Source organism: Clostridium vitabionis (assembly GCF_015351765.1).
GTDB lineage: Bacteria > Bacillota > Clostridia > Lachnospirales > Lachnospiraceae > Clostridium_R > Clostridium_R vitabionis.
Genome location: NZ_JADKQA010000003.1, coordinates 188435 through 213456, shown reverse-complemented (window position 1 = coordinate 213456; position 25022 = coordinate 188435). Strand labels below are relative to the sequence as shown.

Genomic DNA, 25022 nt, shown 5'->3' with positions numbered 1-25022 from the left:
AGGTCACCCTCTCTCCTCGTAATCATCCAGAAAATAGTAGGCCTTCTCCCGCGTATGCCAGCCCAGAATCGTGTTCAGGCTGACATCCCTGGTGCTGTTAAAGATATTCTGCGGGATCGTCGGGTCAGCCTTCTGCAGGCGGGCGATCAGTTCCTTCATATCGCTCCTCCGGGATGTCCCATGGTTGTCCGCGCAGTCCTCTGTGAACTGGCAGGCGCACTGGATAAAATGCAGATGATTGTAGTCCCGCCATGCCTTGACGTCTGCCTCCCGCACCAGATATAGCGGGCGGATCAGCTCCATCCCCGGAAAATTCCGGCTGTGAAGCTTCGGCATCATCGTCTCAAATTTTCCGGCGAACAGCATCCCCATCAGGACAGTCTCGATCACATCGTCGAAATGGTGCCCCAGGGCGATCTTATTACAGCCGAGATCGCGGGCGTTGGCGTAGAGATTTCCCCGGCGCATCCGTGCGCAGAGATAGCAGGGATTCTTGTCAATCTCCTTCACAGCGTCGAAAATGCCGCTTTCAAAGACGGTCAGCGGAATCCCCAGGATCTTCGCGTTGCTCTGGACGATCGACCAATTCTCCTCATTGTATCCCGGATTCATGGTCAGATAAACCAGCTCGAAGGGAACATTGCCGTGGCGCTGCAGTTCCTGGAGAATTTTCGCCAGCAGCATGGAATCCTTGCCGCCGGAGATGCAGACGGCAATCCGGTCGCCCGCCTGGATCAGCTGATAATCGTGAAGCGCCTTGGTCACCGGCCGCCAGAGGCTCCGGCGGTACTTTTTGATGATGCTTCTCTCAACCTCCGCGGTTCTCTCGGCAAGGCCGGGGTCTTCCGCCTCCTCCCGGAGCTTGGAAGCGAGATAGCGCCGATATCCGCCCTGGACAATGCCGGCGTCAAATCCCCTTTCCATAAGCCAGGCCGCCGCGCGGGCACTGACCGTCCCGCCGTTATGGCAGATGAGATACACCGGCTGGTCTCTCCGGAGAATCACCGGTTCCTCATAGGCCCGGGCAAATGTCACACGGCCGGGCGCCTTATCCGCGGCTTCCCACTGCTCCTCGAGAAGCTCCTCCGGGAGGTTCACCGCGCCGGGCAGCGTTCCCCTCCGGTACTCCTCCGGCTCACGGACATCCAGAAGCAGAAAGGATCCTGCGGGCATCTTCTCCAGTTCACTCCAGGCGGCTGTCTTCATAAATATCATCCTTTCGTCTTGTCATGATCAGAGACCCGCCGCCATGCGGGGCACAGCAAACGGGTTCAATGGCCGCTATCGTACGCGAAACCGGAATGGTACTCCGCGCGGCCAGGGATACATCAGGCATAAAAAAACCGGCTGTCAACATTCTCTGTTGAGAGCCGGTCAGTGACCTGGGCTAGAAGGATTCGAACCTTCACAATGACGGAGTCAGAGTCCGCTGCCTTACCATTTGGCTATAGCCCATTATTTCTTTCGCAACCGGTTTCCCGACTGCGAAAGTTATTATATCTCGCTGTTCTGTAATCGTCAAGCAAATTTTTAAAAACTTTCCGAAGATCCCTGGGTGGCCGCCATTGACGCCGCGGCACTGGCGGCCGATTCGGTTTCTTCCTCGTCATCAGCGTCCGTGTGCCGGTTCTTCCGATAGGAATTCTCCTCGGCGCCGGCCGCAATCTCCGGAGTGTCGAAGGTTCCGGTCACGCTCTTCACCTTTCCGGATGCCTTTGCCGAGACGCCGGCGATCGTGAAGCGGCACTTCGTCCCAGAGGGAAGGCCGGTGACCTCGATCTCGCAGGATGTGGAATCCGTATCGACAATCTTGGCCGGATAGCTCTCTCCGTCCTCATCCTCGATGGAGACAGAGGCAGATTTCCAGGTGACATTGCCGTCAAATGTCACGGTCAGGATCTCCCCATCATAATCCGCGTCATCAATGCCGATCGTTCCACCCGAAATCTCCTCCTGTGTTTCTGAGGAGCTTTCCGGGATAGTCTCCGCCGGCGCTGCCGGGCGGGTGCCCTGCCCGGGCGCGGCAGTCTCCGGCCGTGTTTCTGCAGCGCCCCCCGCGGAGGACGCGGCGGATTCCGCGGAAGGAACCGCGGACGGCTGGTCAGCCGCTGTATCCGTGGACGGAGATTCTGTCTCCGGTGCCGTGACCACCTCGGTCTCGATCGGGGCATCATTTCCCGTCTGCGCGGTCACGCTCAGGGATTTCTCCGAGATATAGCGGGCAATCTCCTCCATGGTCATGCCCGACAGACGGGCCATATCTTCTTCCGAGAGGCCATTCTCTTTAACCAGCTCATTCAGGAAATACGCCTTTCCGTAAGAAATGCCGTACTTATCCGCAAGCTGCCGGAGCTCATCCGTCTCCTCCGCCTCCTGGTTATAAACGACGGCATTGACGTTGTGTTCCTCCAGAGAGGTCTCAACCTCGCTGACCACATCGCGGCGGACCGCCGATGCCTTCTCACTGTTCTTATTGGAAACCGTCACCAGGACTGCATTTTCCAGCTCGTCAAAATATCCGTGACGAACCATGGATCCGATCACCGCGTTCACGGCGATATCCATGCGGACGTTCTTGAGATCCATCCCGTCCAGAATGTCCTCCCCGTCACTGTTGAGGGCTTCCGCGCTGAGCACGCGGCTGTTCCGGTTGACCTCAATCTCGATGCTCGGGTTCACATCGATACCGATCACAGAATCTACCCGCCGGCTGGTATAAAAATTGAAGGATCCGATACCGGCCAGGAGGATCAGGCAGGCGGCCGCAAGCATCGCCGCCGCGCGGATGCGCCGGGTCAGACGGACAACCTTCGAGCTTCCCCTCTCCGGCTCCTTCCGCCGCGGTTCCTGCGGAACGGACAGGTCAATGCGGTCAAAAATGTCGGGAGTCAGGGTGTCCACTGCTGACTTGATATGCTGTTCAATTTCGTCACTGTTCCACGATAACTTCTCATTCGCCTGCAATGTCATCCCTCCTCTCCCAGATATTTCTGCAGTTTCTTCATCGCGCGGCTGTATTTTGAGAGAACCGTCGAGAGCGGCAGCCTCATCGCGTCCGCGATCTCCCTGTGCTTCATTCCCGCGGAAGCGTGAAGAAGCACGATACTGCGCTCATCCTCCGCAAGAATCCCGAGCGCCGCGTTGAGCGCCTCCCGGTCAGCGGCATTCTCCACCTGCGGGCAGTAATCCTCCACCTCCCGGTCGGATAAATCCTCAATGTCCACATCCGCATCATGCTTCCGGCTGCGGAACATCATCCGGCACTCATTTTTCGCTATCGTAAATATCCATGCCAGCGGTTTGCCCTGAGGCCGGTAATTCGGACACGACGTCCAGACCCGGACAAAGGTTTCCTGAAGAACCTCCTCCGCGTCACCGGGATCTTTCACAATAGAAAGTACGTATCCGTAAACCCGCCGGTATGTATTCCTGTAAAGCTCCTGGAAGGCCTCCTTGTCCCCGCGGCCGGCCCGCTCCAGAAGCTTCTCGTCCGCCCGGTCATCCGTCGCCGGCTGATCTCCGGGCAGGGCCATCATTCCAAGAATAAACATCCGGAATTATTCCTTTCTCTATTAACATAATGCCGCTCGGGCGGCACTTATCGCATATCATGAAAATAATGTACCTGCTCAGCACATGCGGGCTCTGAACAGGAATCAGCTTTTGAAGAAATGGGAAAGGGAGAGGATCTCCTTCTCCCGCTTCTCCGCCTCGCGCATAAGGGTATCACACTTCTTCCCTGTCCGCTCCGCGAGATCCCGGTCCAGGAGGCCGTCCAGATTGATCCGGACATTCAGGATCAGCGCCCAGACAGCCGTCCTGGCCTCCATGGCGGCAATCAGCCCGTCGGTGATGAGCCCCGGATTACCGCGCCGGACCACCGTCTCCGAAAGATCGAAGATCTCCATGGCCGTCTCTGCCGCCCGGAGTGGCACCTGCGCCGCGGCCCAGAGTTCCTCCTGCAGGCGCTCGGTGCGGATTCTCCGCTGCTCCTCCGTGTCCTTCGGCAGCTTAAGCGCCGCCATATAACCGCTAAAGCCCGCCGCGTCCTCATTTACGCTGTCGAGGAGTCGTTCCCGGATGTCCGCCGCCTTCGCCGCGGTTTCCTCCATCTCCGCCCACGCGGCCTCGTATTTCTTCTTTCCCACGGTCAGGTTCGCCGTCATGCCGGCCAGGGCTGCCCCCAGCGCGCCGCCGAAGGCTGCCACGGCACCGCCGCCCGGTGCCGGAGCCGCGGACCAGGTCCTGTCCGCAAATTCTTCCAGGGTTACTCTCCGCAGGTCATCCATGCGCTCTCCTTTCCGCCGCGGCGACCAGATGCTCCGCGAGCACGGAGGTCGTGGCACTCCCAACGCCTCCGGGAACCGGCGTGATCATCGATGCCAGCTCCTTCACCTCATCAAAATTCACATCCCCGCAAAGCTTCCCCTCTTCGTCCGTATTGATGCCCACATCGACAACCACCGCGCCCGGCTTCACGCAGTCTTTTCCGATCAGATTCCGCCTCCCGGCGCAGCTGACCAGAATGTCCGCCTCGCGGCATCGGGCGGGAAGGTCCACCGTCTTTGTGTGGCAGACCGTCACGGTCGCATTTTCCCGGAGGAACAGCAGGATCAGAGGACGTCCGACCACCTCGCTGCGCCCGACGATTGTCACCCGGCTTCCCCGGAGCGGTACCTTCGCCGTCTTCAGCAGGCGCACGGCGGCCTCCGCCACCGCGGGAGCAAAGCCGCAGGGATCCCCCCGGAACACCAGCGCCATGTTGGTGAGGGAAATGCCATCCAGATCCTTCGCCGGATCGAGGACGCGCAGCACCTTCTCCCCGCTGATCCCGTCGGGAAGCGGGCGCATCAGGAGAATGCCGTCAATGCCCGGATCTCGGTTGATCCTGTCGAACTCCCGGAGAAAATCGTTCTCCCCGATCTCCGCCGGAAAGGCAAAGGTCTCCGCCCGGAGACCCAGTTTTTCCATCCTTTTTTTCGCGCCCCGCTCATAGGCGAGGTCGTCCGGCCTCTCCCCGATCCGCACGATAGCCAGGACCGGCGTCCGGGACAGCTTCGCAATTCGCCCCGGAAGGGTCTCCGCGATCTCCGCGGCGAGCTCCGCACCCTTCAAAAGTGTCATTTTGTTCCTCCAATCCTATTTTTTTCAATAATTCTGCCATATTCAAACAAATATTGCTGCATCACCCCATTGTACGGCGCGTAGCGGGCAAACGGATACCGGTCCGCCCCGCCGTACTCTCTATCGAGAACCCTTCGGATCCAGACGTCCATGGGAAAGGCGTTGAGGTCGTGAAAGCCGAACAGCATGACACAGCCGGCCACCTTCTTCCCGACGCCGTAGATTCCCGTCAGCTGCTCCAGCTGCTCCCGCTCCGGAAGCTGTGCCATCGCCTTAAGATCCAGCCTCCCCGACGCGGCTTCCTCCGCAGCCCGCCGCACATAATCCCGGCGATAGCCGAGGCGGCAGGCGTCCAGTGCCTCCCCGCTCATGCCGGCGATCTGCTCCGGCGTGGGAAAAGCATAGAACGCCTCACCATCCTGCAGCGGCGTTGGATTTTCTTCCTGCGCCGGCGCTGAATCTCCCGGCGCCGGGGTCTTCGCGCTGCCCCCGGATGTTATCGGCGTCCCCGCCGCCGCGCAGAGCAGCTCCACCGACCGTCGGATGGCGGGAATATTCCGATTCTGGGAAATAACAAAGGTAATCAGGGTCTCCCAGGGATCCTGCCTGAGGATCCGGATGCCGCGGGCATACTCCGCAGCCCTCATGAGGAAGGCATCCTCCGGCGGGATCATCGCCCGGATCCCGCGGTAGTCCGTGTCCAGATCAAAATAGGATCTCCAGATCCGGTCAAAATCCCGGCGGGAGCAGGACAGCCGCCATTTCCCATTTTTCAGGCGGCGCAGGTGAAGCACTTTTCCAAAGGCCGTCACCCGGAACCCGGCCGCCTCCTCCTGCCAGCGGAAGCACTGGCCGCTGGCCGCGATTTTCCCCGGATCAAAATCATCCTCAGTTTCCAGAATCATGTTCTCACTCCCTGCCGCATTTCCAATACTCTTCCACTCTACCATATCCGGGGATTTTTTTGGGGAAATTCACAAATTGGACGAATTTTCCTGATATACTCCGGTCGTTATATGACTGCGTGGCATCCGAGGAATAACCGGGCATGCAAAAGAAGATTCTGGCCAGGGTCCGCCGCCCTGATCAGAATCTTCTTTTTTTTGTACGAACAGATCAATAGATTATTTTTTCAGGAACTCCAGAATATCCTGTGCATCTTCCCGCACGCCCCGGATATCTTCCGCTGCCTGCGGGCAGTATTCCAGGACAAGATCAGCCTCAGGCGTGAGTTGTTCACAAGTCTTAAGAAACTCTGGAAAATCCAGCGTGCCGTTGAAAATCCGCTGGTGCAGATCCCGGACGCCATCATTATTGTGCAGGTGATACGAGATAATCCGGCTGCCGAGCGCTTCCATGACATGCGGAAGGTTCCATCCGTTTGCATGGGCATGGCCAATATCGATCAGGACACGGGCATCAAGACGGCGGCACTCTTCGATGAACTCCCCTTCGTCGAGAAGCATGTTTTTGTGAAATTTCACGCCCGCATTCTCGACAGCGAGTGTCACACCGTACTTTTCGCACAGAGCCCGGATTTCCGGAAAGTTCTCCCGTGCATTAGCAAGAATCCCGTCCCGCTCGCCGGGTGCAAACGCGCGGTTGTTATGGTGGTATACGACATATGCCGAATGAAGGCGCTTTCCGAGGGCAAGCGTCTTTTCGAGATAGCCGATGCTCCGCTGGTATTCCTCCGTCCCCTTCCGGCAGGAGAAATCCGAATCATAATACGGCCCGTGAAAGCTGACCGGATACCTGCGGATCCGCTCAAAATTCTTCTCGACAAGCCCTTCATATTCCGGCTTGTCAAATTCCGGGAACAGCTCAAGGCCAAGCTTCCCGTCAAACGGCTCGACATAGTCAAACATTTTCTCGAAAATTCTGCAGGGAACCGCATTGGTACTGAAGAAAAGAGTCATCGCATTTGCCTCCCGGCCGGCACGCCCGGCCTCTTATTCTGCCCCATTTCCGTCTGTTTCCTCCCGCAGCGGGCTGCCGGCCGGCGGGATTTCCGCCGGATATCCAATCGAGGTTCCGTCCGTCCGGCGAAAAAGGTGGATCTTATCCGGATCCAGCCGCAGGAATACCTTATCCCCGTTTTCCGGGAGATCTCCGTCCCGCAGCGCGATCATCTCCATCCCATTCACGTCCAGATAGACGCCATAGCGGTTGCCATAATACTCCTCGTACTTTACCGTGCCCTCAATCGCATGATCCAGAGGTTCATCCGAAAACACGAGATGCTCCGGGCGGATGCCGAGATAGAGCTCCGGATCTTTTGCCTGGTCCGCCTGCCTCCGCCACATCTCCGGAAGCCGGAATGTCTGGCTGCCGATGTGAAGCTGTCCGTCCGCATAGTCGGCATCAATAATGTTCATCGATGGAGAGCCGATGAATTTTGCGGTAAATACATTGGCCGGCCGGCTGTAGATCATCGCAGGCGTGTCCGCCATCTGAACTTCGCCGTCCTTCAGGAGGACAATTTTCTGCCCGATCGTCATTGCCTCGATCTGGTCGTGCGTGACATAGATAAATGTCTGATGATACTGCTCATGAATCTTCACCAGTTCCTTCCGCGCATGAAGGCGGAGCTGCGCATCAAGATTGGAGAGCGGCTCGTCGAGCAGGAAATACGGCGAGCGCTTGATCACTGCCCGGGCGAGCGCCACACGCTGGCGCTGTCCTCCGGAGAGTTCCTTCGGAAGGCGTTTCGCATAGGGCGTAAGCTGCAGCATGTCTAGCGTCTCAGCAAGACGTGACGCAATCTCCTCTTTTTCCACGTGGTGCGCGCGGAGGCCATAGGTGATATTCTCCGCCACCGTCATGTGCGGATAGAGCGCGTAGTTCTGAAATACCATGGCGACGCCGCGCTCCCCGCACGGCACATGGTTGACCGGCTTTCCGGCCATCGAGATCGTTCCGGAGGTGATCTCCTCAAGCCCTGCGATCATCCGCAGAAGCGTCGATTTCCCGCATCCCGATGGGCCAAGCAGGATCACCCGCTCGCCGCCGCTGATCGTGAGATGGAAATCACGGATGGCTTCGGTCTTGTTGTAACGTTTGCCGACATGCTCAAAAACAATAGAATTTGCATTTTCCGACTGCATAGGACACTCCTTACCCTTTGATACCCGACATGACAAATGTGTTGATGATATACCGCTGGAAGAACAGATACAGGGTGAGCGGAATAATCATCGTCATCACGGAGACCGCCATCGCCATCGCGAAATTGGTTCCGCCCTCGGCACTGATGAACATCTGGAGCGCCAGAGAGAGTGTAAAATTCTGCTTGCTCTTCAGGATCAGCACCGGCCACACATACTCGTTCCACGAATTGATGAAAAAAATGATTCCGGTGGAGACGAGCGCCGGGCGGACAAGCGGGATCACAATATCGGTCATGATTTTGATATCGCCGATGCTGTCCAGCTTTGCCGCCTCAATAAGTGACCGGTTGATCCCACGCATCGCCTGCCGCAGCATAAAGATGCCGAGGACATCCGCGAGCTGGGGCAGCATGACGCCGACGATATGATCAGAATAACCAATCCGGGAAATCAGCAGGTAATTGGGGATCATGGTCACGGTAAACGGGATAAAAAGCGTCATGAGCATTGCGAAATAGAGCACGCTCTTCCCCTGGAAATCAAAATAGACAAATGCGTAAGCCGCAAGCAGGCTGGTCACGGTTTTCAGGCCGGTCACAACAACCGCGATAATGAAGGTGTTCATGACGATCCGGAAAAACGGGAGCTTCTGGAAGACGCTGAGGTAATTCTCCACCGTAGGGTGTTCCGGGATGAGACGCATGACGGAGTTGATCGCCTCCGAGTTCGTCTTGAAGGAATTGCACACGGCAAATACGATCGGAAACAGTGTGAGACACACCCAGGCAGCCAGCAGAATGTGCCAGAGAATCTGCGAATCTTTCCCATTCTCTTTAATTTTCATAGTAAACTCCCTTCTCGACGAACCGGAATTCGAGAATCAGAAGAATCAGGAAAATGCATATCGTGACCACCGCCGAAGCAGAACTCATGCCGGTCTGATAGAGCGTAAAGCCATAATGGTAGGACATGTAAATCAGATTGGAACTCGCATAGTTCGGCCCGCCCTGCGTGATGACCTTGATCGGCGTATAAACATACTGGAGGCCCTGGACGATTGTCGTGATCAGGACGTAAATGCCGGTCGCGGAGCTCATCGGGACGATGATGTCCTTAAAAATGCAGAACGTCGAGATACCGTCAAGCCTCGCCACCTCGATGACCTCCTTCGAGACGCCGGAGATACCGCCAAGGATGACAATGAAATTATAGCCGAATGCCTTCCAGGTCGTGATGATGCAGAGAACGGCAATCACCCAGCCATCCGTCTTCGACCAGATCGGAATCGTGATCCCGAAGGGCCGCAGGAGAATGGCTACGGGACCGGAAACCGGATTCAGGATCCAGGTATAGAGGATGGAGCCGACGACCAGTGAAATCACACTCGGAAGAAAAAATGCGGCCTTGTAGAAACCCTTTCCCTTCCGGATGACCACCGAGAGGATGAAAGAAAGAATATACGGGAGCACGAGATTCATGACGAGGAGAATCACGATGTAGAGTGCTGTATTCCTCATGATTTTCCAGGTCAGCGGATCCGTGAAGAAGCGCACATAATTGGCAATGCCGACGAATTTCTTATTTGGGCTGATCAGATTCCAGTCGAAAAAACTGAGGTAAAATGTGTACGCCATCGGCCAGAACATGAAGACAGCAAAAACGATCAGCGACGGGACAAGAAACAGATAGCCCAGAATGTTTTGTTTTTTCATGGTAAATAGCCTCTTGAATAGGATGGAAGAATCGGAGGAACCGCCCTGCCGGCAATCCCCCCGATTTAAGCCGTTTTCCGTTCCGCCCTGGGTTACTGTGCCTTCAAAACCGCGTTGATCTGATCCTGCGCAGCCTTCATGCCGGCTTCCGCCGTCTCCTGCCCGCCGAGAATCTGATCCCGCATATCAAGGAGCGCCTGCTCAGCGGTCAGTCCCGCATCGCCCGGCCATGCCGTCCACTTTACCACGTCGCTCATCTGCTCGAGAGCCGGGGTCATCATCGTATTTTCCGCAAGGAAGGACTTGAGGCCATTCTCCGCGTCCGCAACATCTTTTCTCGGGGGAACATAGCCGGTCCCGATTGTCCAGGCTGCCATGGACTCGATGCTGTAAAGATATTTCTCAAATTCCCATGCCGCGGCGATCTGGTCATCGTCCTGCGCCGTTATAGCCAGGAAGCATCCACCCGCCGGAACCTTTCTTGGCTTGTCCCCATAGACCGGTGACTTTACAGAAATCGCGTTGAACTTCGCATTTTCCTGAACATAAGCCCTGCGGGCGATCGTGGTATACAGCATCGCACAGTTGCCATCCACAAAGCTCTGCGCACCTTCCTCCCAGCTGATATGAAGCGCCGAGCCATCCGCGACCGCATCCGCATTGCGCTGCATAGCCTCGATTCCCGCCGGAGAAGCGAAGGTTGCCTCATAGCTGCCGTCACTGTTGTGTGTGAGAAGCTGCCCGCCGTTGCTCTCGATGAGCGCCTGCTGTGCCCAGAAATCCGCCGGTTCCTGAACGTAGAGGCCGTATTTGCCGGTCTTGCTCTTGACTGCCTCTGCCGCCTCGTAAACCTGATCCCAAGTTGTAAGGTTCGGATCGTCAATGCCCGCTTCCTTGAGGAGATCCGTGTTAATATAGAGCACCGGAGTGCTCAGCGAGTACGGGATGCCGACCTGCTTGCCGTCGCTGTTTACCGCGAGGTCAAGAATATTCGGCAGAAAATTGTCCGTGAGAAAGTCCGGGTCAGCCTTGTCGAACTTGTCGATCGCGTCCTGTGGGGAAGTATAGTTGAAATTGTTAGAAAAATAATCGACAAATGCCCACCCGATCTGGACGAGCGCCGGTGTATTGCCGGCCGCTTCCTCGGCCTGCAGATTCTGCATGAGGCCTTTATACATATCCGGGTTGTAGCGGGCGACAACCTCGATGTGATCATTCGATTCATTGAATTTTTTTACCAGCTCTTCGACCGTATTTCCGCCCTGAGTTTCTGCATTGCAGTGCCAGTATTCAATCACGGTCTTATTGCCGGAAGTGCCGGTGCTCTCACCGGATGCAGCAGTCCCCGCCGCGGAAGATGCCGCGGTCGTGCCCGCAGCGGTTCCTGTACCCTGGGCAGAAGATCCGCAGCCGCCGAGGACCATAGCGCACGCAGCAGCCAGTGCCATTCCCTTGTTCAGAATTTTTCTCATATTTTTTATTTTCCCTCCTTTTGCGAAACTTACAAAATCATTTATACCTTGCGCATGTAAAATCCGATAGGAGAGAAAAGTAAAATATCTGCAAAGCCGGTTTGGCCAAGCCGGTTTCAGATACGCAGAAAAGCCCGCAACCACGCCATTTTCGCGTGATTACAGGCTTTTCCTGTGAGCGGAGTCGAAGGGATTCGAACCCTTGTACCTCTTGCGAGATAAACGCATTTCGAGTGCGCCGCGTTACGGCCTCTTCGCTACGACTCCCCAGAAACAAGGTCTAATATAGCATATTTCAAACCGCCGTGTCAATGTCCGCGCAGCCGCAGAATTTTCACCGCGCAGCCGCAGAATTCCAGTCACCGTGAGCTCGCGGAAGCGGGGATTCTGCGGCTTCGCAGCAGCCGGCAGCGGCTTCCCGGCGGGACATCTTTTACAGGAACGTCTCCGGCTCGGCCCTCCGCTGGAAATTCTTTTCCAGCATGGCCACATGGGACAGGAAGGCCGGATCGTCGAAATATTTCGCCCCCTTCGGACAGAGGCGGACGCAGGCCTGGCACTTGATGCAGATGCCGGTGACCTCAGCCGTATTTTCCCGGCTGATCGAGCCCATCGGACAGGCTTCCGCGCAGGTGCCGCAGCCGTCGCAGAGATCCGGATCGGTCTTCGGCTTCGCTTTCAGGAATTTCGCCGGCTGGCCGTCCAGCCCCTTCGGCACATAGTAGGGCGCAACCGGCTCCCCGCCCCGGATCACCGGTCGGGTCAGCGCGTCGGCATCCTGTGCCGCCAAAAGCTTCGCCGCCGCTTTTTCCGCGAAGGCATGAAGGATCTCCATGTCCTTCGCGTCCGGCCGCCCCGCGGCGATTGTCTGCGAGAAGACATGCCTTGCGGCAAATGCGCCCGCCGCGAACGGGCAGAATCTGTTCTTCTCCAGCTCATCCTTTAGTTCGGTCAGCGAGCTGTCGAAATTGCGGTTGCCGAAGGTGACCACCGGAATCGCCGGTGTCTGATCCCCATGGAATAAGTCCTGGACAAACGGCAGCGCCTTGTTTGGCACGCGCCCCGCGTACGTGGGCGTTCCGAAGACCACCAGCTCGTCGCGGTCAAAGGTCCAGCCCCCGCCGCGATTTTCCGGCAGGGTGAAATCGATCGTTTCCGCCGGAATGCCGAGTTTTCCGGCGATCACCCCGGCTACCGCCTCTGTGACTTTCCCGGTACTTCCCACCGGGCTGAAATAAACCGCATAAATTTTCCTGATCTGCATAACCCTCTCCTTTCCCGCGGAGTTTCCCGGGCTCCGCAGACAAAAACACCCCCGAATCCGCTGTCGTTCTATCGCGGATTTCCGGGGGATGAATCGTCAGAAAATATCCCTGAAGTCAGTATACATCAGAGAACCTTGGAAAGGAAGTCCCGAAGACGCGGGCTCTGCGGATTGCCGAAAATCTGCTGCGGAGTGCCCTCCTCCATGATGATGCCATCCGCGACGAAGAGCACACGATCCGCGACCTCGCGGGCAAATCCCATCTCGTGGGTAACCACAGCCATCGTCATGCCTTCCTCTGCCAGCTCCTTCATGACCTGGAGCACCTCGCCGACCATCTCCGGGTCGAGCGCCGACGTGGGTTCATCAAAGAGCATCAGCTTCGGGTGCATGGCCAGGGCACGGACAATCGCGATTCTCTGCTTCTGTCCGCCGGAGAGGGATGCCGGATAGGCGTCCGCCTTGTCCTCGAGACCGACGCGGTGAAGAAGCTTCATACACTCCTCATCCGCCTCTGCCTGCTTCATTTTCCCGGTACGCACCGGCGCCAGGGTGATGTTCCTGCGCACCGTCATATTCGGGAACAGGTTGAAGTGCTGGAAGACCATGCCCATCTTCTGACGGATGACATTGATGTCGGCATTGTCCTCCCGGAGCTCCTCCCCGTCAAAATAAATATGGCCAGAGGTCGGCGACTCCAGCAGGTTCATGCAGCGGAGAAGCGTGGATTTTCCGGAGCCGGACGGCCCGATGATCACGACCTTCTCCCCGTTTTTAATGTAGGTGGAAACATCCCTGAGAACCGTATTGTCCCCAAATGTCTTGACCAGATGATCGATCTGGATCAGGTTTTCCTTCTTTACCGCCGTGTTATCTCCGCTCACTTTGACGCATCCTCCTCTCCAGAATGCCCTGCAGCCAGGTCAGGATAATGCAGATGATCAGGTACATCGCCGCGATGCCGAGGTACGGCATCATCGGCTGGTAGGTGCGCGCCTGGATATCGCGGGCAACCTTGGTCAGCTCGCCCAAGCCGATGACCGAGACGAGGGAGGTATCCTTGAACAGGGTGATCAGCTCGTTGCCCAGCGCCGGGAGAATATTCTTGATGGCCTGGGGGATAATGATCTCCTTCATGACCGTCGCGTAGTTCATGCCCAGCGAGCGTCCTGCCTCCATCTGGCCGGGATCGATCGACATGATGCCGCCGCGGATAATCTCAGACACATAAGCGCCGGAGTTGATGCCCAGAGCCAGAACCGCGGTCAGGTAGAGATTCTTGCTGGAGGCAAAGATGACAAAGTTCATGATCAGCAGCTGGACCATCATCGGGGTTCCGCGGATCACGGTGGTATAGACCTTGCAGATGGTGTTGGCCACGGACAGGCCGCCGCTGTGCTTTCCCTTCTGCTGGTCATGGCCGGTCCTGACGACGGCCACGAGGACGCCGAGCACAATGCCCAGAGCCAGGGCGCCGATGGTGATCAGAAGCGATGTCCCCAGGCCCTTGATGTAAAGCTGCCAGCGGTTGTTTGTGATGAAGCTCATCACAAACTGGTCCGACAAACGACTGAAAAATCCGCTCAAACTTTGTTCCTCCCTCCACTTTCCCGTCCCGCCGTTCCCGGAAGGGGAACCGGCGATAAACCGGTTTGAGCCGCAGGGCACAGTCCCAGCTGCGCCCTGCGGCTCCTGACGGACAGGCGAAGATCTTCTTCCGCCGATTACTCCGTGATGTACTTGTCAACAATCTTCTTTACGGTTCCATCCTGCTGGAGCTGCTCGAGGGCGCCGTTCACAGACTTGAGAAGTTCTGTATTGCCCTTCGCAACGCCGATCGCATAATCCTCATCCTCGAACGGGGTATCCAGGATCTTCAGGCCCTGGTTAGCCGCCACATAAGCCTTGGCCGGCTCATTGTCGATGACAACCGCGTCAACCTTGCCCTGGACGAGAGCCTGTACTGCCGTGGCGCCGTCCTGATAGGCGATGGCCTTATCCCCGTAGGAATCCGAGCAGTAGATATATCCGGTCGTGCCCTCCTGGCAGCCGATGGCATTGGCATTTCCAAGGTCGTCAGCCGTCTTGATCTCGGAATCGTCCTTGACAATGATGGACTGGACAGCGTTCTGATAGCTGTCAGTAAAATCCAGGTTCTGCTTTCTCTCCTCATTGACGGTCAGGCCGGCCATCGCAATGTCGGACTTGCCGGATGCAACGGAGGTGATGACCGAGGAGAAATCCATATCGTCGACAGCCAGCTCAAGTCCGAGCTTGTCCGCGATCGCGGTCGCAATCTCCACATCGATGCCCTCGTAGCCGCCATTGTCGGTGGTGGACTCATACGGAGGGAACGCCGCGTTGGTTGCCATGTGAAGCTTGCCCGCCTCGGCCAGCTTCCAGTCCGCGCTGTTCGCTGTCAGATCCTCAGCCGCCGCAGCCTTGGACGCTGCCTCCGTGCTCTCTTCCTTGGATGCCGCTGCCGTCGTCTCTACCTTGGACGCTGCCTCGGTGGCCGCTGCCGTTGTGCTGGAGCTGCTGGAAGAACCGCAGGCCGCAAGGGATGCTGCCATGGCTGCACAAAGTGCCAGAGAAATCATTTTTTTCATTAGTCTGTCCTCTCTTTCCCGGGGAAAATGCTTTCCGCCTCATGAAATCCCGCCTGCTGAGCGGTCCGGCGCTATTTTATTCATTACAAGTGAATATATTCACTTTTTTATTCCTGCGCCGTGCCATAGATTATAGCGCAATCCCCGCAGAAATCAAGGAAAAAATTCCCCTGCCTCCATTTTCCGGATGTATCCGGGCGCCGGCTCCCCGTATCCCGCAGGCGCGGCTTCGCGGGATCATGGATTCCGGACAGTGGGAAATGTGCTATCATAAGAACTGCCGGATTTTCCGGCAAATGGAAATGTGCCCTGCCGGATTTCGCCGGCGGGCGCTCTGCCTGATCATCCGGCGGAAAGGAGCACTCATGCTTCCACTGATCGTTCGCTTTCTCCATTGGACCGCAGTTCCCATGACGCCACCCGGAATGTTTTCGCCTTTTCATCTCGGAATCACCGCCGTCCTTGTCCTCGCGGCTTTTTTCCTCGCCCGGTATTTTTCCGGAAGACCGGAAAGGCCAAGAATCCGCGTCCTTGCCGCCACCGGCTGGCTTCTTGCCGCCCTTGAGCTGTATAAGCAGCTTTTCTACTATTTTCTGGTGAACGGCGGGCGCTACGACTGGTGGTATTTTCCGTTCCAGCTCTGCAGCGTGCCGATGTATCTCTGTATCCTGCTTCCCTTCGTCCGGGGGCGCGTGCGGAGGTCTTTCTGCACGTTCATGGCGACCTACAACCTGCTCGGCGCCGTCTTTGCCCTGGCCTACCCGGCAGATATGCTCCGCGCCTGGTGGGCAATGACCCTGCACGCCTTCTTCTGGCACGGGACGCTGATCTTCATTGCCCTTCTGGTGATTTTTTCCGGCATGTACGGGAAGAAGCTCCGGGACTTTGCCGGCGCGACAATCCTCTTTGCGGCTCTCGCGGGAATCGCGGAAATCATCAACGCCGCCGGCTGGCATCTCGGGACGATTCCCGGCACCTACCCGGATATGTTCTACATCACCCCCTATGTCGCGACCACTCAGCCGGTCGTCCGGAACATCGCCGCTGCCTTCGGAATTCCGGCAGCCAATGCCGTCTACCTCCTCTGTGTGGCGCTGCTCTCCCTGCTTCTCTTCGCGGTCATCCGCGGGACGCCGGCAGGACGCCGGGACAATCCGGACAGGAACGGATGAGCCGGTTTCCGGCGGCATCCCGCGGGAATCGCATCCCCGCGGGCAGAAAAAGGCCGCCGGTTCCCACCGGGAATCCCTAAAGGACTTCCCGGCGGAAATCGGCGGCCCTCACCATGTTCCGAAGAATTACTTCTTGTTCTTCTTCTGTGCCTGTCTGCGCATCAGGGCATCGAGCTGCTGTTTCATCTTCTTGTCGTTCGCAGCCTTGCTGTCCTTATTCTTCTTGCCAAGCTTGCTCACCGCGGACACCTTCCTTCCATTTCCCAAATCTATGCTGTTTCCGCAGCACGATGCCTATTATACAGGGTCTCACGCCTCTTGGCCAGCCTCATTCACGGTTTCCTCAGCGGTTTTCGGCGGCTCCCTGAGGTCAATGCCCCGGATCACCTTCCGGAGAGGAAGGACGCTGGTCGGGTTGACCGACAGCTCATCGACTCCCATCCGGAGAAATGTCTCGGTCAGGGAGAGATCCGCACCAAGCTCGCCGCAGATGCCGACCCAGCAGCCGTGGCGGTGTCCGGCGTCAATCGTCATCTTGATCTCCCGGAGAACCGCCGGATGATGCGTGTCGGAGAACGGCTCCAGCTTAGCGTTCTGGCGGTCGATTGCGCAGGTGTACTGCGTCAGGTCATTGGTCCCGATCGAGAAGAAATCGCAGTCCTGGGCCAGCTCGTCGGCGCAGAGTACCGCCGCGGGCGTCTCCACCATGATGCCGACCTGGATCCTGCCCATTTTCACATTCTTCTCCTCGAGCTCCCGACGGCATTCCTCCAGAATGTCCTTGCACTCGCGCAGCTCGCGGACGCTGATGATCATCGGGAACATGATCGCCAGGTTGCCGTAGGCGGACGCGCGGAGCAGTGCCCGGAGCTGCGTCTTGAAGAAGTCCTTTCTCGTCAGGCAGATCCGGATCGCCCGGTAGCCCAGGGCGGGATTTGCCTCCTTGTCGAGCTTCATATAATCGACCATCTTATCGGCGCCGATGTCGCAGGTGCGGATAACGACAAGCTTCGGCGCCAGGGACTCCAGGGCGTGGCGGTAAGCTTCAAACTGCTCCTCCTCCGTCGGATAGTCCTTGGCATTGAGGTAGACGAACTCGGAGCGGAAGAGCCCGACGCCGCCCGCATCATTTTGCTGGACCTGCCCGATGTCTGAGGGTCCACCGATGTTAGCATAGACATTGATTGTCGTCCCGTCAATCGTCGTATTGCTCTTCCCCTTGAGTTCCTGGAGAAGCGCCCTCTTCTTCTGGTCATCCTGCTGGCGGATGGTCAGCGTCTTCAGCAGATCCGGCGTCGGGTCGATATACGCGCAGGAATTGTACCCATCGACAATCGCCAGCTTTCCGTCCCAGCTCTCATCAGCGGCGCCGCACTGAACCAGCGCCGGGATGTTCATGCTCCTCGCCAGGATCGCCGTGTGGCTGTTGGTGCTGCCCTCCTTCGTGATCATGCCGAGGAGGAGAGATTTGTCCAGGCGGATCGTCTCCGATGGGGCGAAATCTTCGGCGAGCAGGATCGCCGGCTCGCTGCCCTGCATGGCATCGGTGCTGATCCCCATCAGGATGTTCAGAACGGTCTGCTGGATATCGATGATATCCGCGCTTCTTGCCTGAAGATAGGGGTCGTCCATCTCCCGGAAGACCTTAGCCTGATTGTCAAATGCCTGCTTCACGGCATATTCCGCGAAGTGCTTCTGCCCGGTGATGATCTGCTTTGTGGCATCGATCAGGTCATCGTCCTCCAGCATCATGGCATGGACGCTGAAAATCTCGGCGCTGTCCTCACCAGCCGTCGCGACTGCCTTCTCATAGAGCGAGTTCTGCTGGTCAATTGCCTTCTCGCGCGCCTCATCAAACCGGCTCACCTCCAGCTCGGGGTTGTCGGTCAGCTCCTCGTTGATCTCCCGCTTCGGCGCGCGGTATATCTTGATTTTTCCGATGGCGATGCCGTTCAATACGCTTTTTCCGGTTGCGACCTGCATAAAAAACCTCCTGTTAAAGGCAGAGCTGCCTTTGATCTCTTCCCATGCAGCGGGACAAAATCAAGACAGCCCTGCGGTTCAGCTATGCCGGATTACAGATTGGCCTTGAGGAACTCCTCGACAGCCGCAGCGACAGCATCCTCGTCGCCGCCGTCAACTTTGATCGTGAGCGCGTCACCCTGCTTTACGCCGAGCTGCATGAGGCCCATCAGCTTTCTCATCTCGGTGCTCTTGTCACCCTTCCATACGGTGATCTTGCTATCCGCATACTGCTTGGCAAGCTTCACGAGAAGGCCTGCCGGGCGGGCATGGATGCCAATCGGATCGGTAATCACATACTGAAATTCCTTCATAATAATAATCTCCTTTGCTTTTTCTATTATCTGATGCGCCGGCGGCGCAGCCGGGCAATTACCTTCCGGCGCGCCGGCAGCACAGTCAAATCCTCTTACTCTGCAGCTTCCGGACCGGCCTTCACATCCTCATACTCATCCGGATCGCTGAGGACAACGACAACACAGTCCGGATGGCCGGCCGCCTTGACCTTATCGCGGTCAAATTTCAGAAGCAGGTCTCCCTTCTTCACCTGCTGGTCTTCGCGGACAGACGGCTCGAAGCCGTCACCGTCCATCTTGACCGTATCCACGCCGACATGGATGAGAACCTCCTCGCCGTTCGGCCCTTCCAGGTTGATGGCGTGCTTTGTCTCAGCGATAAACGTTACTGTGCCGTCAAACGGGGCAACAACCCTGCCATTTTCCGGCCAGACCGCTGCTGTCGCACCGAGAATACCCTGCGCGAAGGTGTCGTCCGGAATCTCGGACGCCGGAATGATTTTGCCCTTCGCCGGCGCGTAGATCTTGCCCTTGGAGGTACTGATCACCGGAGCCTGGTCAAATGCCTCGGTTTCTTCCTCCTCTTCTTCCTCTTTCAGCTCCCTCTCTTCCTCAACAGCCTTCTCCGCCGCCACTTCCTCGGGAACCTCCTCCTTCCAGACAAACCAGGTCAGGACGAAGGCAATGCCGCCGGAGATGGCAAGCAGAATCGTGTAAACCAGCGGATTGGTGATCGTCAGGTATCCGGGAATCCCGGTAACCCCGTATGCCGTGGCGCCGATCCGGGAAATCGCACCGAACAGCGCGCCGATGGCGCCGCCGATCATGCCGCAGACGAACGGCTTAAAGAACCGCATATTGACACCGAAGATCGCCGGCTCGGTGATCCCGAGAGCCGCCGACATGGAAGACGGGACAGCGACAACCTTGGTCTTGTTGTTCTTCGCCTTGAGGCCGACGGCAAGGCAGGCACCAAACTGGGCGAAGTTCGCCGCGGAAGCGATCGGCATCCAGGTATTGAGGCCGACGGAAGCAAGCATGCCCGCCTCAATCACATTGTACATGTGGTGAAGGCCCATAACAACCGTGCAGGGATACACCGCGCCCATGACAAGCGCGCCGATCGGGTTCTGCACCAGAATTTCCGCCCAGTGGAGGACAAAGCTCTCCAGAGAGGAGAAAATCGGCCCGATGATCGTAAAGGTTAACAGTGCCGTGCTCAAAACCGTGCAGAGCGGTGTCACGAAAAGGTCAAGCATCTCGATCACGTGCTTGTGAAGCCATTTTTCAATATGGCACATGATATAGATGGCAATGATGACCGGGATCACGTGGCCCTGGTATCCCAGCTGGTTGATCTGGCCGAGCGTGTAGCTGCCGATCTTAATGTGGCCGAACAGGTACCATACCCCATAGCCGTCCGCCGCGTTCCAGCCGTTTGTCAGCGAGGAGTGGATCATCAGAAGGCCGATGACCGCCCCCAGGAAAATGTTACCGCCAAAGACTCTGGCCGCCGATACCGCGACAATCACCGGCAGATAGGCAAATGCCGTGTTGGACACCATATCGAGGAAGGCATACCAGTCCGTCTGGGAAAAACTGGGGATAGCCTTGCCCAGCGCCTCGACCATGCCCATCATCAGGCCGGAGGCCACGATCGCCGGAAGAATCGGGACGAAGACATCGCCCAGCGCCTTGATCAGCCGCCGCCACAGCGGGGCATTGGCAACCGCGGCCGCCTTGACATCATCCTTGGTCGCCGCCGTCATGCCGGTGATGGCGAGGAATTCGTCGTACACCTTGTTGACGGTACCCGTGCCGATGATGATCTGCAGCTGGCCGTTGGACTCAAAAACGCCCTTAACGCCGTCGATATCCTCGAGCTTTTTCTTGTTCACCTTGCTGTTGTCCACGGTGACAAGCCGAAGTCTTGTCGCGCAATGGGCGGCGCTGACCACATTGGGTCTGCCGCCGATCGTATCCACGATCTCCTGCGCACACTTGTGATAATCGAGTGCCATAAAATTCTCCTTTTCCCCTTGATCTCTAGTTGCTCTATGTCCAGCTGCCCGTCGGGCAGGAGACATCGGAAAAATTCCCGCAAAACGCAGCGGTCAAAGCTTTCCGCGCCGGAGCTTTATTTCGGAACTTTATTCCGAGAGGCCATAGCGGTGAAATGCCTCCGCCAGCCCATCTTCCTCAACCGCCGGGCAGACATACTCGCTCATCGCTTTCAGCTTCTCGCTGCCATTCGCCATGCAGATGCTGTGCCCGACAGTCTGGATCATCTCCGCATCGTTCATGCTGTCGCCAAAGCCATAGGTATCGCTGATCGGCACCCCGAGCTTCTCCGCCACCAGCCGGATGCCCTTGCCCTTGTCAAACGCGCGGTTGACCAACTCGCCGTTCACACAGCCGTGGGCAGGCACATCCTGCACAAGGAAAAAGAACTGGTCTTCCAGCAGGGATCTCGCCTCATCCATCTGTGAATTCTCGGTACACATCGTCACGATCTTGTATACCGGGCTCCCGTCGTACTCACTCATCGGGCGGATGCCGAGATTCGAGCTGAGCGCCTTCCTCCAGCGCTCGATCTCGCTGTTCCCCCCGCTGGTGCCCGCGAGAAAATCCTTCAAATTGGCATCCCCCCAAGTGGCATCCTTCGCCTCAATCGTGCAGAACACACCGTTCCGGTGAAGCGCGTCGAGGCCGGTCCTAAGCTGTTCTTCCGTCATCGGGCAGTCAAAAATCACGGTATCCCCAACGGTGACATACCCGCCGGAACTGGCAACCAGCCCGTCAAAACCGTAGGGCAGAAGCGGCGAGAGCATCGCCAGATTCCTTCCTGTGCAGAGAAATACCTTATTCCCCAGCTTCTGCGCCGACCGGATCGCGCAGAGCGCGCTGTCCGGCGGCGTATTCGTGCCTGCCGGGGTGAGTGTGCCGTCAATATCCACAAAAATCAGCTTCATCGTCGCCCCCTTATTTCTTGAACTCGGTGATCAGCCAGGCAAAATCGCAGCCAGGAATACCGACCGCCTTCGCCTCCCGCTTCTTTCCCGTCAGCATGTCCACATAGTCCTCCCGCTCGTTGATCCAGGCGGTCTGCGGCTCCTCACTGAAATTAAAGAGGGCAATCATCTTCTCTCCGCGGTAATAGCGGCCGATGCCAAGAATGTGGTCGTTCCACGGCTCGACAATCCAGGTGTCTGCCTCGGAATCGAAGACATCGTGCCTGGTCCGGATCTTCTCCAGCTTTTTGATCGCCTGGAAAATCCTCCCCTGCCTGGTCTTCGGATTTTTCCTGAGCTTGGCCTCATCCCAATGGAAATCGCCGCGGTGGAGATACCGGCTGTCGTCCCATTTGAGCGGGTCATCATGATAACTGTAATCATTCAGCTGACCGATCTCATCACCGCTGTAGAGCACCGGGATCCCGCTCTGCGTGAGCAGGAAAGCGTGCAGCATGATGTCCAGGCGGATCGCCTTATCCAGCTTTTCCGTGTTCTGCTCGTACTCTGCCGCCTCGATGCCGCAGAGGGAGGCGGTAGTGCCGCAGAGCCTTGCGTCTCCGAGTCTCGGGTCGTCATTGTAGAGCTCACCGCGGTGGTCGCTCCCGTAATAATTCCCCCGGAGGTAATCATTCAGGAATTTCTTGTGCGGCACCTCCTGGATGCCGAACTGCTTCAGGAAATCATAGTCAAGACCCCAGCCGATATCGTCATGACATCGCAGGTAATTCAGGAAAGTATATTGCTTCGGCAGGGCAAATACCGCCTCCAGCTGATGGCGCAGAAGGCGCACATCATGGGTGGCAACCGTGTGCCAGGTGCTCGCCATGGTGGTCACATTGTAGAGCATATGGCATTCCGGCTTCTCCACAGTGCCGAAGTAGGGGACAACCTTGGAGGGCTCCATGACGACCTCGCCGAGGAGCAGTGTGCCCGGGCAGACGACCTCCGAGGCCATCCGCATGAGCCGCACCAGGGTATGCACCTGGGGCAGGTTCCGGCAGCTTGTTCCCAACCGTTTCCAGATATAGGGTACCGCGTCGAGGCGGATGATATCCACGCCGTGGTTGCAGAGATTCAGCATATTGGCGGTCATATCGTTGAAGACTGTCGGATTCGCGTAATTGAGATCCCACTGATACGGATAGAAGGTTGTCATCACAACCTTCTTTGCCTCCTCACACCAGGTAAAGTTGCCCGGCGCCGTCTGCGGGAACACCTGGGGCACCGTTTTCTCAAATTCGTTGGGAATGTTCCAGTTGTCAAAGAAGAAATATCTCGCCTGGTATTCCGGATCCCCGGCTTTGGCCTTCCTTGCCCACTCATGGTCCTCGCTCGTGTGGTTCATGACAAAATCAAGGCAGACAGTCATGCCCCGCTTGTGGCAGTCGGAGGCAAGATCCGCGAGATCCTCCATCGTCCCCAGCTCCGGCTGTACCTTGCGGAAATTTGAGACGGCATAGCCGCCGTCGCTTCTGTCTACCGGGCTCTCCAGGAGCGGCATCAGATGAACGTAGTTGATCCCGCACTCCTTCAGATAATTCAGATGGGAGCGCACGCCCTGCAGTGTTCCGCCGAAACACTTGGTGTACATCAGGACGCCCAGAATCTCATTGCCCTTGTACCAGTCCGGCACCATCAGGCGGGCTTCATCCCACTCCCTGAGCTCTGCCGGCCTCTGCGTGTAATATGTATACAGCATGTCGCAGAAATACTCGAAGGCGTGCTGGTCATTGTACAGCTCGTTGTAGAGCCACTTCAGCTCATCATAATGATTCTCCAGGCGGTCCTGGAATTCCGGATCCCAGTTCTTGTCGTCAAACATCGGTATTCCCCCAGCCATTATCTTCACCGGAAAATTTTCCTGATCAAATTGACCGGTGTGCTTTCCTCTGTGCTAAATGGATAGTCGTAATCAATTTCATTATAAGAAATTTGTCTATTTTTAACAAGATGTTGTTGCCTGCCGGTTTTCAAATTTTTTGTCGTGATTTTTGTTAAATTTAACAGTTGACGAGAGAATATTTACTTGCCCAGAAGGATCTATCCCGGATTTTTCCGATTTATTGTTGAAAAATAAGACTGTTTTTCGTAAACTAGAGGCGCAGGCAGAGAACGATTTTCCGGACAGGCAGCTCCGCGTGCGGACAACGCAATACGCGGTTTTGTCTATTTTTTCCTGATAATTTCTTTTTGTTCTGTGCAATTTTGAAAACTTTGGAAGTGAAGCAGGGAATTGTGCAAAATGCACAAGCATCTGTCAAAATTTGAAGAACACAGGAGGTTCGGCTTATGTTGTACGGTGCACTGGAAGCCGGCGGAACGAAGATGGTCGTTGCCCTCGGCGATGAGAACGGGAAGATTCTGGAGCAGAAATCGATTCCGACCGTGACCCCGGCGGAAACCATGCCGGCAGTTTTCGATTTTTTCCGCGGGAAGGGGATCAAGGCTCTGGGAATCGCCTGCTTCGGCCCGATTGACCTGAACCGCCAATCTTCCACCTACGGTTTTATCACCACAACGCCGAAGATTCCGTGGCGCAATTATGATATCGTCGGAGATGCCAGGAAGAACCTCGGCGTCCCGGTCGGCTTTGACACGGATGTCAACGGCTCCCTCCTCGGCGAGGCTGCCTGGGGTGCCGCAAAAGGACTGACGGATGCGGTCTATTTTACGATTGGCACCGGCGTCGGGGGCGGTGTGATGACGAACGGGAAGATGCTTCACGGCATGATGCATCCCGAGCTCGGCCATCTCCTGCTGCGCATCCGTCCGGACGATCCGTTCGCCGGGCTCTGCCCGAACCACGGCACCTGCTTTGAGGGCATGGCGTGCGGCCCCGCGATCGAGGCCCGCTGGGGCGCGAAAGCCGTCGATCTCAAAGACCGGCCGGAGGTATGGGATCTGGAAGCCTGGTATATCGCCCAGGCGGTCTGGGACTGCATGGTCACGCTTTCCCCGCAGCGCTTTATCCTTGGCGGCGGCGTCATGCACCAGGCGCAGCTGTTCCCGCTGATCCGGAAATATGTCCTCGAGTTCATGAACGGATATCTGGATACCGCGGAGGTTCACGACCTGGATCACTATATTGTGCCCGCCTCGCTCCATGACGACCAGGGCATCATGGGCTGCATCCGCCTCGCCCGCGACTTCGCGGACTGAGTTTCCCGGCGCATCCGCCGGCAGCCGGTTTGCGCTCTTACGCGCTCTACGAAAATCAGGGAACCGCT

The 25022-nt window shown here is 57.1% G+C and carries 23 protein-coding genes and 2 tRNA genes; 2 read left to right on the top strand and 23 right to left on the bottom strand.

What is annotated here, in order from left to right:
* Window positions 1–3: 3 nt before the first annotated feature.
* The 17 genes from ISF27_RS08065 to ISF27_RS07985 all read right to left on the bottom strand — a co-directional run bounded on the left by ISF27_RS08065 (window position 4) and on the right by ISF27_RS07985 (window position 15255).
* Window positions 4–1206, bottom strand: coding sequence for an ATP-binding protein (locus ISF27_RS08065; protein ID WP_194610968.1), 1203 nt, complete (start codon window positions 1204–1206; stop codon window positions 4–6).
* Between the two features lie 176 nt (window positions 1207–1382).
* A tRNA-Gln gene (locus tag ISF27_RS08060) sits at window positions 1383–1455 on the bottom strand.
* Between the two features lie 75 nt (window positions 1456–1530).
* Entirely contained in the window at window positions 1531–2970 is a 1440-nt protein-coding gene (locus ISF27_RS08055; RefSeq protein WP_194610966.1) for an anti-sigma-I factor RsgI family protein, read from the bottom strand.
* The gene (locus ISF27_RS08050; RefSeq protein WP_194610964.1) at window positions 2967–3551 is read right to left on the bottom strand and encodes an RNA polymerase sigma factor; all 585 of its coding nucleotides are present in this window, start codon (window positions 3549–3551) and stop codon (window positions 2967–2969) included. The genes ISF27_RS08055 and ISF27_RS08050 overlap by 4 nt, the downstream gene beginning before the upstream one ends.
* A 105-nt stretch (window positions 3552–3656) precedes the next feature.
* Window positions 3657–4289: a cyclodeaminase/cyclohydrolase family protein gene (locus ISF27_RS08045; protein ID WP_194610962.1), complete on the bottom strand. Its 633-nt coding sequence runs from the start codon at window positions 4287–4289 to the stop codon at window positions 3657–3659.
* Window positions 4282–5124 (bottom strand): bifunctional 5,10-methylenetetrahydrofolate dehydrogenase/5,10-methenyltetrahydrofolate cyclohydrolase, encoded by an 843-nt coding sequence (locus ISF27_RS08040; RefSeq protein WP_194610960.1) that lies wholly within the window; start codon window positions 5122–5124, stop codon window positions 4282–4284. The genes ISF27_RS08045 and ISF27_RS08040 overlap by 8 nt, the downstream gene beginning before the upstream one ends.
* Window positions 5121–6029 carry a DNA-3-methyladenine glycosylase family protein gene (locus ISF27_RS08035; RefSeq protein WP_194610958.1) on the bottom strand — a complete coding sequence of 303 codons (909 nt, stop codon included), beginning with the start codon at window positions 6027–6029 and terminating at the stop codon, window positions 5121–5123. Before ISF27_RS08035 ends, ISF27_RS08040 begins: the two co-directional genes overlap by 4 nt.
* 219 nt (window positions 6030–6248) lie before the next feature.
* A complete protein-coding gene (locus ISF27_RS08030; protein ID WP_194610956.1) occupies window positions 6249–7043 on the bottom strand; it encodes a sugar phosphate isomerase/epimerase family protein in 795 nt (264 codons plus the stop codon).
* Between the two features lie 33 nt (window positions 7044–7076).
* A complete protein-coding gene (locus tag ISF27_RS08025; protein ID WP_194610954.1) occupies window positions 7077–8231 on the bottom strand; it encodes an ABC transporter ATP-binding protein in 1155 nt (384 codons plus the stop codon).
* Window positions 8232–8241: 10 nt separating this feature from the next.
* Window positions 8242–9078, bottom strand: a complete 837-nt coding sequence (locus tag ISF27_RS08020) for a carbohydrate ABC transporter permease (RefSeq protein ID WP_194610952.1) — start codon at window positions 9076–9078, stop codon at window positions 8242–8244.
* Window positions 9068–9946, bottom strand: coding sequence for a carbohydrate ABC transporter permease (locus ISF27_RS08015; protein ID WP_194610950.1), 879 nt, complete (start codon window positions 9944–9946; stop codon window positions 9068–9070). Before ISF27_RS08015 ends, ISF27_RS08020 begins: the two co-directional genes overlap by 11 nt.
* A gap of 92 nt (window positions 9947–10038) precedes the next feature.
* Window positions 10039–11418, bottom strand: a complete 1380-nt coding sequence (locus ISF27_RS08010) for an ABC transporter substrate-binding protein (RefSeq protein ID WP_194610948.1) — start codon at window positions 11416–11418, stop codon at window positions 10039–10041.
* A gap of 179 nt (window positions 11419–11597) precedes the next feature.
* Window positions 11598–11685, bottom strand: a tRNA-Ser gene (locus ISF27_RS08005).
* A 166-nt stretch (window positions 11686–11851) separates the two neighbouring features.
* Window positions 11852–12682, bottom strand: coding sequence for a 4Fe-4S binding protein (locus tag ISF27_RS08000; RefSeq protein ID WP_194610946.1), 831 nt, complete (start codon window positions 12680–12682; stop codon window positions 11852–11854).
* Between the two features lie 125 nt (window positions 12683–12807).
* Window positions 12808–13530 (bottom strand): amino acid ABC transporter ATP-binding protein, encoded by a 723-nt coding sequence (locus ISF27_RS07995; RefSeq protein ID WP_194611079.1) that lies wholly within the window; start codon window positions 13528–13530, stop codon window positions 12808–12810.
* A 22-nt stretch (window positions 13531–13552) separates the two neighbouring features.
* The gene (locus ISF27_RS07990) at window positions 13553–14248 is read right to left on the bottom strand and encodes an amino acid ABC transporter permease (protein ID WP_328701558.1); all 696 of its coding nucleotides are present in this window, start codon (window positions 14246–14248) and stop codon (window positions 13553–13555) included.
* Window positions 14249–14406: 158 nt separating this feature from the next.
* Window positions 14407–15255, bottom strand: a complete 849-nt coding sequence (locus ISF27_RS07985; RefSeq protein ID WP_235986114.1) for a transporter substrate-binding domain-containing protein — start codon at window positions 15253–15255, stop codon at window positions 14407–14409.
* Window positions 15256–15716: 461 nt separating this feature from the next.
* Here ISF27_RS07985 and ISF27_RS07980 point away from each other — a divergent pair, with 461 nt between their 5' ends.
* Window positions 15717–16463, top strand: coding sequence for a YwaF family protein (locus ISF27_RS07980; RefSeq protein WP_194610940.1), 747 nt, complete (start codon window positions 15717–15719; stop codon window positions 16461–16463).
* Window positions 16464–16589: 126 nt separating this feature from the next.
* Here ISF27_RS07980 and ISF27_RS07975 read toward each other — a convergent pair whose 3' ends face one another.
* The 6 genes from ISF27_RS07975 to ISF27_RS07950 all read right to left on the bottom strand — a co-directional run bounded on the left by ISF27_RS07975 (window position 16590) and on the right by ISF27_RS07950 (window position 23635).
* Window positions 16590–16730 carry a hypothetical protein gene (locus ISF27_RS07975; protein WP_194610938.1) on the bottom strand — a complete coding sequence of 47 codons (141 nt, stop codon included), beginning with the start codon at window positions 16728–16730 and terminating at the stop codon, window positions 16590–16592.
* A 42-nt stretch (window positions 16731–16772) separates the two neighbouring features.
* Window positions 16773–18446 carry a phosphoenolpyruvate--protein phosphotransferase gene (ptsP, locus tag ISF27_RS07970; protein ID WP_194610936.1) on the bottom strand — a complete coding sequence of 558 codons (1674 nt, stop codon included), beginning with the start codon at window positions 18444–18446 and terminating at the stop codon, window positions 16773–16775.
* Window positions 18447–18538: 92 nt separating this feature from the next.
* Complete coding sequence (locus tag ISF27_RS07965) at window positions 18539–18799, bottom strand: HPr family phosphocarrier protein (protein WP_194610934.1); 261 nt, start codon at window positions 18797–18799, stop codon at window positions 18539–18541.
* A 95-nt stretch (window positions 18800–18894) separates the two neighbouring features.
* Window positions 18895–20802: a PTS beta-glucoside transporter subunit IIBCA gene (locus ISF27_RS07960; RefSeq protein ID WP_194610932.1), complete on the bottom strand. Its 1908-nt coding sequence runs from the start codon at window positions 20800–20802 to the stop codon at window positions 18895–18897.
* A 129-nt stretch (window positions 20803–20931) separates the two neighbouring features.
* On the bottom strand, window positions 20932–21753 hold the full coding sequence (locus ISF27_RS07955) for an HAD hydrolase family protein (protein ID WP_194610930.1): 822 nt from the start codon (window positions 21751–21753) through the stop codon (window positions 20932–20934).
* A gap of 10 nt (window positions 21754–21763) precedes the next feature.
* Window positions 21764–23635, bottom strand: a complete 1872-nt coding sequence (locus ISF27_RS07950) for an alpha-amylase family protein (protein ID WP_235986109.1) — start codon at window positions 23633–23635, stop codon at window positions 21764–21766.
* A gap of 449 nt (window positions 23636–24084) precedes the next feature.
* On the opposite strand from ISF27_RS07950, the gene ISF27_RS07945 reads away from it, so the two are divergent.
* The gene (locus tag ISF27_RS07945) at window positions 24085–24954 is read left to right on the top strand and encodes an ROK family protein (RefSeq protein ID WP_194610928.1); all 870 of its coding nucleotides are present in this window, start codon (window positions 24085–24087) and stop codon (window positions 24952–24954) included.
* Window positions 24955–25022 lie beyond the last annotated feature (68 nt).